The sequence below is a fragment of the Roseiarcus sp. genome (assembly GCF_052145395.1).
In the GTDB taxonomy this organism is placed as follows: Bacteria; Pseudomonadota; Alphaproteobacteria; order Rhizobiales; family Beijerinckiaceae; genus Roseiarcus.
Map to the genome: position 1 here is coordinate 1 of NZ_JBKQOT010000655.1, position 9,143 is coordinate 9,143.

Annotated in this window: 8 protein-coding genes and 1 pseudogene; 6 read left to right on the plus strand and 3 right to left on the minus strand. The window is 66.5% G+C overall.

Annotation, left to right across the window (positions count from 1 at the left end; all coding sequences use genetic code 11):
- Window positions 1-430 precede the first annotated feature (430 nt).
- The 4 genes from ACLP25_RS22550 (at window position 431) to ACLP25_RS22565 (ending at window position 2,290) form a co-directional block, all read left to right on the plus strand.
- Window positions 431-808 (plus strand): hypothetical protein, encoded by a 378-nt coding sequence (locus ACLP25_RS22550; RefSeq protein ID WP_442471378.1) that lies wholly within the window; start codon window positions 431-433, stop codon window positions 806-808.
- 176 nt (window positions 809-984) lie between these two features.
- A complete protein-coding gene (locus tag ACLP25_RS22555; RefSeq protein ID WP_442471379.1) occupies window positions 985-1,500 on the plus strand; it encodes a GNAT family N-acetyltransferase in 516 nt (171 codons plus the stop codon).
- A gap of 156 nt (window positions 1,501-1,656) precedes the next feature.
- A complete protein-coding gene (locus ACLP25_RS22560) occupies window positions 1,657-1,911 on the plus strand; it encodes a hypothetical protein (RefSeq protein WP_442471380.1) in 255 nt (84 codons plus the stop codon).
- 52 nt (window positions 1,912-1,963) lie between these two features.
- Window positions 1,964-2,290: an EamA family transporter gene (locus ACLP25_RS22565; RefSeq protein WP_442471381.1), complete on the plus strand. Its 327-nt coding sequence runs from the start codon at window positions 1,964-1,966 to the stop codon at window positions 2,288-2,290.
- Between the two features lie 745 nt (window positions 2,291-3,035).
- On the opposite strand, the pseudogene ACLP25_RS22570 reads toward ACLP25_RS22565, so the two are convergent.
- The 3 genes and pseudogenes from ACLP25_RS22570 to ACLP25_RS22580 form a co-directional block, all read right to left on the minus strand.
- Window positions 3,036-4,177: pseudogene (locus tag ACLP25_RS22570) on the minus strand (glycerate kinase).
- Window positions 4,178-4,255: 78 nt separating this feature from the next.
- A complete protein-coding gene (locus ACLP25_RS22575; protein ID WP_442471382.1) occupies window positions 4,256-5,569 on the minus strand; it encodes an MFS transporter in 1,314 nt (437 codons plus the stop codon).
- A 273-nt stretch (window positions 5,570-5,842) separates the two neighbouring features.
- Window positions 5,843-6,445: a glutathione S-transferase family protein gene (locus tag ACLP25_RS22580; protein ID WP_442471383.1), complete on the minus strand. Its 603-nt coding sequence runs from the start codon at window positions 6,443-6,445 to the stop codon at window positions 5,843-5,845.
- A gap of 155 nt (window positions 6,446-6,600) precedes the next feature.
- Here ACLP25_RS22580 and trxB point away from each other — a divergent pair, with 155 nt between their 5' ends.
- Window positions 6,601-7,575 carry a thioredoxin-disulfide reductase gene (gene trxB / locus ACLP25_RS22585; protein ID WP_442471384.1) on the plus strand — a complete coding sequence of 325 codons (975 nt, stop codon included), beginning with the start codon at window positions 6,601-6,603 and terminating at the stop codon, window positions 7,573-7,575.
- Between the two features lie 76 nt (window positions 7,576-7,651).
- Window positions 7,652-8,545, plus strand: coding sequence for a LysR family transcriptional regulator (locus ACLP25_RS22590; RefSeq protein WP_442471385.1), 894 nt, complete (start codon window positions 7,652-7,654; stop codon window positions 8,543-8,545).
- Window positions 8,546-9,143: the final 598 nt, after the last annotated feature.

The window sequence follows — 9,143 nt, forward strand, 5'->3', positions numbered from 1 at the left end:
AATCATCCCCTGAAGACGAATCCAAAATCCCCCGCCACGCAACAACTTTCGCGGATCCTCGATGACTCGGGGTATACTTTGCCTTGACACAATGATCACGTAATCTGCGCGAGTCAATTTCATTAGGGTTCATTAGGGGCTCAGAGGGAACGCGGCTCCTCGCCCACTCGCGCCGGGCCAAGAGACCTGAGAAACGCCGGGCTGCAGTCTCTTGCGCCCCGAATGCGCCGCCTTGCAGCGTCATTTCGCCTCGACGCACGAGAAGGGCGGGAGACCGGAATGCGCCGGTCGCCCCGTCATTCCATCCGAAGCCGTCATGCAATCGCAATAAAGCCCCATTGCCGGTCTATGTTGGCAGCTAATAACATGAACAACGAAAAACTCCCAAGAGTTGAAGTTGCTGGGTGGGCGCAGCACTGAGGTGAGCGTCATGTGCGACTATTCGTTGGAAATGTATGGGTCCCGTCCGGCCCGTGAAGGCGAACTCTACGTATCGACACGTTTCCCGAGCGGCTCGATCGGCTTCGCCGCCCCCGGCGATCCGAGAATCCCGGTTTGCGTCCAGTGCGACACCAAGGTCGTCCTGACGGACATCCCCGCGGCGATGCAGAAGACCTACGGCATCGGGCCGGAGGTCGAGACGGTGTTCGCGCAGCGCGAGACCGGCTTGTATCGCGACGGTCTGCGTCTGAAGGACGGACGGTTCGTCTCGCTTCAGGATCTGCCGCCGGGCGTCGGCGCCTATATTCCGAGCCTGCTGGAGCGCAGGGTGGAGAAGCGCGTCCGCCTCCTCGAGGCGGTCGACTGACGAGAAGCTTACGTCGGGTTCCCGGCCTCGCGACCAAAGTCAGGACGCGAGGCCGGATTTCGTGCAGGATACCGAAGGACGCGCCCGTTCGGAACGCAAGCTGCCGGAAGCTGTGGCAGATCGTGCGGCGCCGGAGCGTTGAGCGCTAAGGGGGTTTCCGGCTGGGACGCTTCGGCATGCAGGGGATGAATTTCGCGGTCCGGACGTTCGACGGGGGAACGGCGGCCGAGGCGGCGGCCGGGTTGCTTGCGCTCAACAACGCGCATGCCGCAGAGTTGTCGCGGTTGTCCCCCAAGGCGATGGCCCGGCTGATCGATCGGGCGTTCCTGGCCTGCCGGATCGGCGAGGCGGACGCGTTTCTCATCGCTTTCGACGAGGCCGCCGATTACGACAGCCCGAATTTCCTCTGGTTCCGCGGGCGGTTCGACCGCTTTGTCTATGTCGACCGGGTGGCGGTCGCCTTTCCCGCGCGCGGGCGAGGGTTTGGCCGGGCGCTCTACGAAGCGCTGTTCGAGCGCGCCCGCGCGGCCGGCCATGTCCGGATCGTCTGCGAGGTCAACGCCGATCCCCCGAATTCGGCCTCCGACGCCTTTCACGCGGCTATGGGATTCGCCGTGATCGGCTGGGCGACGATCGACCGCGGCAAGACCGTGCGATACTACGCACGCGCTCTCCACGGAGCGTCGACCTGAACGGCCCGCCAACGGTTGGCGTCACGGTTTTGGGGTCTTGGGATTGGCAACAACGGCGTCCGCCGCGCGCCCCGCGGGATCGCCGCCGCATCTCGCCGTTTCTCGACTCCCCATGCGCCGGAATCCGCGGTAACGTCATGCCGGAAAGGGTCCGCGATGGGAACGGAGACCAGGAGGCCAAGCGACGTCGCAGAGCGCGCCGCGGGTCGGCGCGACCGGCGGAACGCCGCGTCCAACGATGCGTGGCGTCGTGAGATGTTCCGGCTCCCGCGGCCCGAGGCGCGCGCCAAGGCGCGCGAATGGTTCGAGCGCTTTCCCAAGGCCGCGTATATGACGGAGATCGAGTCCTGGCGAGAACTCGCCGACGACGAGATCGAGTTCGTGATGCGCCGTCTGCCGACCGCAGACTGACAAGGGCGCATCGGCGCGGCGATTTTAAAGATAGCCGCCCTGGACCTTGCCCATGCCGAGTGCGGCGACGATCGCCTCCGTGCTGGCGATCGCCGCCTTCTCGACGGCGCTCGCCCATGTCGTCTATTTCCGCATCTTTTCGGGCGCGGGCGCGACCAACCTTCTCCTGGTGACGCTGCTCGTTCCCGCGACGTCGGTCGCGCTCGGCGCGCTGGTCTTGAGCGAGCGCCTGATGGCGCGGCAGCTTGTGGGCTTTGCCCTGATTGCGTTTGGCCTCGCCTTCATCGACGGCCGCGCGCCAAAGGCGACCATGCTCCGCCTTCGAAAGTTCGAGAACGCCCGGCCGAGCGCCCGACGCGCATCGAGCTTGAAAACGTGACGGTTTCCGGCCGAACGGCCCGCCCGGGAAACGCGGAAGGATTGCGAATCTGGCTCGGGCCGCCGCGCTCATCGGCGACAGGGGCGCCGGCCCACGGGACAAATTCGTACGCCGTGATAGACGAAGGACGAAATTGCGTCGAGACATAGAGAGCGTCGACGTCGGCTGTCCCCTTCAAGCGCGGATCAAGCCACCGCCCAAAGGCAGCGTCCCCCAGGCGAAGGTGTCCTCGTAGCCGTCCGACCCCGCACCTGATTGAGGCCGATCACACCGAGCGAATGGACCGGTCCAATGGCCACTCTGGCGAGAAGCGGACGGCCGAGTTCTCCATCCTTTTTGCATCGATCTGCCGACGCTTCGCCGAGCGCGCGCCGGCATGGTTCCCACTGCGCCAGACAATCGGCGCATGTCATGATCCAACAGCCGGAGATTGGCGATGAAGACGATTGCCTTGGTAGCGATGACGACTGCCATGTGGGCAGCTCTCGTCCTCCCTGTGGCGCCCGCCAGCGCAAGCGGGGCGGCGGAGCAATGCGATCCTTTCGGCGTCGCGGCGGACTTCGATTGCTTCAATCCCGGCGCCCCGAACAAACCGGCCCCGCCGCCGTCGAATCCCAGCGGGCCGCCCCACGTGCACTGCGACTGCGTGAAACTCGTCGACGACCATTCGGAGCCGTGCTGTCCCTGAAGCAGGCTGCGTTCGGGTCCGAAGCGCACGCGCCATCGCAGATCGCGGCTGACGGGGTCAGCGACCGCGGAACCCCGCAACCCTCAGGGTCGCGGCGACATCGCGAGCGGTATTGCGAAGGTTGACGGCGCCTTCGGCAAGCGCCTCCGCGACGGTGCACGGTCTCGACAGTACGCTGAAGACGGCCGCGATCCCGTGGTCGTACACGGCCTCGAACCCCCTTCCGAGGCTGCCCGCAATGGCGATGACAGGTTTCCCATGCCGCTCAGCCACGGAAGCGACGCCGATCGGCGTCTTTCCATGGATTGTCTGGCCGTCGAGGCGCCCCTCGCCGGTGACAATGAGATCGGCGTCGGCGACGACGCGATCCATCTCGACAGCGCCCATCACGATCTCGATTCCGGGCCTGAGGCGCGCTCCGAGGAAGGCGTGGAGGCCTGCGCCGAGTCCGCCCGCAGCCCCCGCGCCCGGCATGTCGGCGACGGATTTGCCGATCGTTCGCTCGATCAATGCGGCGTAGCGCGCGAGGTTCGCGTCGAGAACGCGCACCATCTCGGGGGTCGCGCCCTTCTGTGGGCCGAAAATCGCCGATGCGCCGTGCGGACCGACAAGCGGATTGTCGACGTCGCAGGCGACCTCGATCGCGCACGCCGCGAGACGGGGGTCGAGACCGGACAGGTCGATCCGCTCGAGGTCGGCGAGCGCGCCTCCGCCGAGCGCCAGGTCCCGGCCGCCGGCGTCGAGGAACCGAACGCCGAGAGCCTGCAGCATCCCGGCGCCGCCGTCGTTCGTGGCGCTGCCGCCGATGCCGATGATGAAGCGGCGCGCCCCGTCGTCGAGGGCCGCGCGGATGAGCTCGCCGACGCCGAATGTCGTGGTCACGAGCGGATTGCGCGCGTCGGGCGGCACGAGCTCGAGCCCCGAGGCTGCCGCCATTTCGATCACGGCGGCGTCGCCGTCGCCCGTGACGCCGAAGAATCGACCTCGTCTCCGAGCGGCCCGACGACGCGGCGCGTGATACGGCGACCTCCGGTCGCCGCGACGAGCGCGTCCACGGTGCCCTCTCCGCCGTCGGCGACGGGCAGGACGACATAATCCGCATCGGGGTAGACGGCGCGAAACCCCTCGCGAATGTGAAGCGCCACATCGAGCGCCGACAGGCTTTCCTTGAACGAGTCCGGCGCAATGACGATCTTCATCCGTCAGCTCCCTGAAGTTCCAGCGGATTGAGGAGGTCTCGGCCTTGACGCGTCACGTCCGCGCGGGGTCGTTCTCGCTTAGCGGTTCACCAGTTTCCCGGGCACCCTCAGGACGAGCGCGACGCCGACGAGAATGACGGCGGCGAGGATGTAGAGGGCGGTATTGGTGCTGCCGGTCGTGTCCTTGATCCAGCCGACGAGATAGGGGCTGACGAAGCCGGCGATCTGTCCGATGGAGTTGATGAGCGCGAGGCCGCCGGCGGCCGCGGCGGGGCTGAGGTATCCGCCCGAGAGCGGCCAGAACATGGGCAGGCCGGTGAGGGCGCCCATCGTCGCGAGCGTGAGGCCGACGAGGGAGATCGTCGGGCTCAGGGCGAAATTGGCGGCGATGATGAGGCCGCCGACGCCCATCAGCATGGGAACGGCCAGGTGCCAGCGGCGCTCCCGGCGGGCGTCCGCGGAACGCCCAATCGCGATCATGAAGATGCTGGCGGCGAGGTACGGGATAGCGGACAGCCAGCCGACCAGAGCCGGATCGCTGAAGCCGCTCGTCTTGATGATCGAGGGAAGCCAGAAGTTGATCGCGTAGACGCCGCTCTGGATGGAAAAGTAGATGAGGCCCAGAGCCCAGACGCCGGGGTTGCGCAGGACGGCCGCGAAACTATCGGCGACGGTCTTCGGGCTGCTCTTCGCATCGTCGCTGAGCGCCTGCTTCATCGCGGCCTTCTCGCCGCCGCTGAGCCATGGCGCGTGATCGATGCCGTCGCTGAACAGGACGAGAACGCCGAGGCCCAGGACGATGGTCGGCAGACCCTGGAGCAGGAAGAGCCACTGCCAGGCGCGGAAACCGCCCTGACCTCCGGCGAAATGGCTCAGAATCCAGCCCGAGAAAGGCCCGCCGAGCACGCCCGAGAGCGGGATCGCGGACATGAAAAGGGCCATGACCTGGCCGCGGCGGACGGACGGGAACCACTCGGTGAGGTAGAGCACGATGCCGGGGAAGAAGCCGGCCTCCGCGGCGCCCGTCAAAAGCCGCAGGACGTAGAAGGTCGGCGCGTCGCGGACGAGCAGCAGGCTGGTCGACAGCAGGCCCCACGCGATCATGATCACGGCGATCCAGCGGCGCGCGCCGACGCGGCGAAGCATGAGGTTGCTGGGGACGCCGCAGGCGATGTAGCCGAGAAAGAAGATGCCCGCGCCCAACCCGTAGGCGGTTTCGCTGAAATGCAGGTCATCGAGCGTCTGCAGCTTGGCGAAGCCGACGTTGACGCGGTCGAGATAGTTGAAGAGGTAGCAGACGAAAATATAGGGGATCAGCCGGAAGGCGACCTTCCGATAGGTAGCGTCCAAGGGGTCCGCGTCTTGCTGTGCGGCGTTCGCTTGCGCTGTCATGAGCCCCTCCCGGCGCTCGTTTTATCTTTTCGTTCCGGCCCTGAACGCCGACGGCAAGGCTTCACCCGTTCGATCGCCGATCCAAATCGCGACACACCCCGGAGCTTGGATATGCGGGCAAGACTCTTCCCTTCTTGGTCTTGTCCTGGGTCGAGAACTCAAGACCGCCAGGAAAGCATCAGTCGTTGCTTGTCTGGCAGAGTCTAGCCGTGAGCCGCGTAGCACAAACAACAGGCGATTTCGTTGCGTCATGACCGCGCATCGATGTCCGGATCACCCGCGAAACCGCGTCGCCTCGAAGCTCGGCGTCGCGTCCGAGAAGAGGTCGAGCCAGGCGACGAGGCGCGGATGGTCGGCGCGCCACGCGCCCTCGAACCGGAGGTCGAGATAGCCGAGCGCGCAGGCGAGCGCGATCGTGCCGATGTCGCTCAGTTCCTCGGGCGGCGCCGCCTCGAAAGCCGCGAGCGCCCGGGAAATCTTGTCGCCCTGATAGACGATCCATTTTTCCGAGCGCTCGTCCGGCTCGCGCCAGAGCGATTCGTAGCGCAGCAGGACGGCCGCATCCATGATTCCGTCGGCCAGCGCCTGCTGGGTCAGCGAGCGGAAGCGCGTCGCCGGGTCAGCGGGAATGATCTGGCCGCCGCCCGCCAGGGCGTCGAGATATTCGACGATGACGGCGCTATCGTACAGGACCTCGCCGCTCTCGAGGATCAGCGCCGGAACTTTCCCCAGCGGATTCTGCTTTCTCAGCAGATCGTCGGGATCGCCGGTGTCGGCGGCGGAAATCTCGATCCGGTCGTCGAGTTCGAGCACCGCGGCGGCGATCCGCACCTTGCGAGCGAACGGCGACGGAGCGGCCGCCCTCAGGACGAGCATGAACGGTTTCCCTTCTCTCGTACGGCCCCCTTGCGCTTTCCCGCGCTCTCGGCCGCCCGTGTTGTAGCGCAATCCGGCCCCCCATATAAGGGCGTGAATCCAAGCGCCTGCGGCGGATGAACCCGGCGCTGGCAATCCTATCGAAGGGGGTCTTGTTGACTTCTGCCCATCACCCGGCGCGCGAGCGCGTCGTCATCATCGGATCGGGACCGGCCGGCTACACTGCTGCGATCTACGCTGCGCGGGCCATGCTCAACCCGCTTCTGCTGTCGGGTTTCGAAGCCGGCGGCCAACTCATGATCACCACCGACGTCGAGAACTATCCCGGCTTCGCCGAGCCGATCCAAGGCCCATGGCTGATGGAGCAGATGCGCGCCCAGGCCGAGAACGTCGGGGCCCGGATCGAGAGCGAATATGTGGTCGCGCTCGAGCTGATGAAGAGTCCGTTCGTCGTCCGCTGCGACAGCGGCCGGACCATTTTGGCGGACGCGATCATCCTGGCCACCGGCGCCAAGGCCAAATGGCTCGACCTGCCGAGCGAGCAGGCGTTCCGCGGTTTCGGCGTGTCGGCCTGCGCCACCTGCGACGGCTTCTTCTTCCGCGGCAAGTCGGTCGTCGTGGTCGGCGGCGGCAATTCGGCGGTCGAGGAGGCGCTTTATCTCTCTCATCTCGCCGCGAACGTCACCGTGGTCCACCGCCGCGACACGTTCCGCGCCGAGAAGGTCATGATCGAACGCCTGCTCGCGCGCCCGAATGTCACGGTGCGCTGGAACAGCGTCGTCGACGACATTCTGGGCGACCATGAGCCGCGCGGCGTGACCCGCGTCCGGCTCAGGAATGTCGTGACCGGCGTATTCGAGGAGCTGGCGACGGACGGCGTTTTCGTCGCCATTGGTCATGCGCCGGCGACCGAGCTCGTGCGCGGACAAATCGAGCTCAAGGCCAACGGCTACGTCAGGACAGCGCCGGGGTCGACGGCGACCAGCGTCGAGGGCGTGTTTGCGGCTGGCGACGTGACGGACGACGTTTTCCGGCAGGCGGTGACCGCGGCGGGCCTGGGCTGCATGGCGGCGCTCGAAGCGGACCGGTGGCTCGCCGCGCAGGCGCCCGCGCGGGAAGCGGCCGAGTAGGAAAGGAAGCCGCCCGCGCGCCGGACGACGCCGTTCACGGGCGTCGACGGAACCGGCAGGGCCTTCAGGAAACGTCATGGACTGGGACAAGTTGCGTATTTTTCAGGCCGCCGCCGACGCGGGGTCGTTCACCCATGCCGGCGAGACGCTGGGCTTGAGCCAGTCGGCGGTGAGCCGCCAGGTCGGCGCGCTCGAGGCCGACCTCGGCGCGCCGCTGTTCCACCGCCACGCCCGGGGCCTCATCCTGACCGAACAGGGCGAGATGTTGCTCGGGGCGGTGCGGGACGTCGTGCTCAAGCTCGACGCCGTGCGCAGCCGGCTGATCGACAGACGCGAGAAGCCGACCGGGGAATTGCGGATCACGACCACCCTCGGCCTCGGGGCGAACTGGCTCGCGCCGAGGCTCGGCGAGTTTGTCGAGCTCTATCCCGAAGTGAAGCTTCAGCTTCTTTTGTCGGACGAGGAGCTCGACATCGGCATGCGCGAGGCGGACGTGGCGCTGCGCCTGCGCGAGCCGAGCCAGCCGGACCTCATCCGGCGGCGGCTGTTCACCGTGCATTTCCACGCTTACGCCTCGGCCGATTATCTCAAGAAGCGCCCGCAGCCGCGCAGGGTCGAGGATCTCGACCATCACCACCTCGTCGCGTTCGGGGCGCCGACGGCGACGCATCTTTTGTACGATCTCAACTCGCTGCTGGCGGTCGGGCGCGACCCGAAGAATCCGCGCGTGCCGCAGATTGCGGTCAACAATCTCGGCGCCATGGCCCGAGCGGTGGAGAACGGGGTCGGCATCGCTGTGCTGCCCGACTATGTCGTGCAGCCCGGCTCGAATCTGGTCCGCCTCCTGCCGCATGCCGATATGCCGGAGATGGACTGCTTCCTCGTCTATGCCGAGGAATTGAAGAACGTCGCGCGCGTCCAGGCGTTCCGCGACTTTCTGGTCGCGGCGGCGCAGCGGTGGCGGTATTGAGCCGCCCGGGCGAAGCGCCCGTTTGTCGACGGGCCCAAAGAGCCAGTCGCCCGAACGGCGTCGGCGCGGAGAAATTTGGATTTCCTCAGGCCTCCGCGGGGCGGTAGCAGGGCTCCGCGAATCTCCGCTTCCGGGCGTTTGGATTTATTTGGAATTGCTTGGATTCTCTCGACCGAAATGAGCCTTTTCAATGGGTTACGCGCGACCTCGCGCGATTTTTTTTATCATGCGGCCCCTCCCCGCGCAAAAGGCCGCGTCCCGTCCGGGACGGCGTCGATCCGCTTCACGCTTCATCTGAGGCTCGCATGAAGGGTTCATAGCAGGTTTTCTGCTTTCCCGCAATCAAAAGTGGCGCACGCGCCTTTCTCCGCCAAAAACAAGGGACCGGCGAACGCCAAGCTCGCCCCCGGCGCCCGAACCGGTTCGACGCCCGCGAGGACGCCGCGCCCCATTCGCGCGCGGAAGGCCGGGCCAATAGTCGAAGGCCGTCGGGTGAGGGTTCGACCGTCCCGACCCGATTTCCTCCATGCGTGCCTATCCGGTTAAGACAGACATCCGCACCATATACACTGACCGCTGCGCAGCGCCGACACCGGCT

What these genes read in the sequence shown, in the direction of transcription:
- ACLP25_RS22550 (WP_442471378.1), top strand. Translation starts at nt 431, where the DNA reads ATGTGCGACTATTCGTTGGAAATGTATGGGTCCCGTCCGGCCCGTGAA.
- ACLP25_RS22555 (WP_442471379.1), top strand. Translation starts at nt 985, where the DNA reads ATGCAGGGGATGAATTTCGCGGTCCGGACGTTCGACGGGGGAACGGCG.
- ACLP25_RS22560 (WP_442471380.1), top strand. Translation starts at nt 1,657, where the DNA reads ATGGGAACGGAGACCAGGAGGCCAAGCGACGTCGCAGAGCGCGCCGCG.
- ACLP25_RS22565 (WP_442471381.1), top strand. Translation starts at nt 1,964, where the DNA reads ATGCCGAGTGCGGCGACGATCGCCTCCGTGCTGGCGATCGCCGCCTTC.
- ACLP25_RS22575 (WP_442471382.1), bottom strand. Translation starts at nt 5,569, where the DNA reads ATGACAGCGCAAGCGAACGCCGCACAGCAAGACGCGGACCCCTTGGAC.
- ACLP25_RS22580 (WP_442471383.1), bottom strand. Translation starts at nt 6,445, where the DNA reads ATGCTCGTCCTGAGGGCGGCCGCTCCGTCGCCGTTCGCTCGCAAGGTG.
- ACLP25_RS22590 (WP_442471385.1), top strand. Translation starts at nt 7,652, where the DNA reads ATGGACTGGGACAAGTTGCGTATTTTTCAGGCCGCCGCCGACGCGGGG.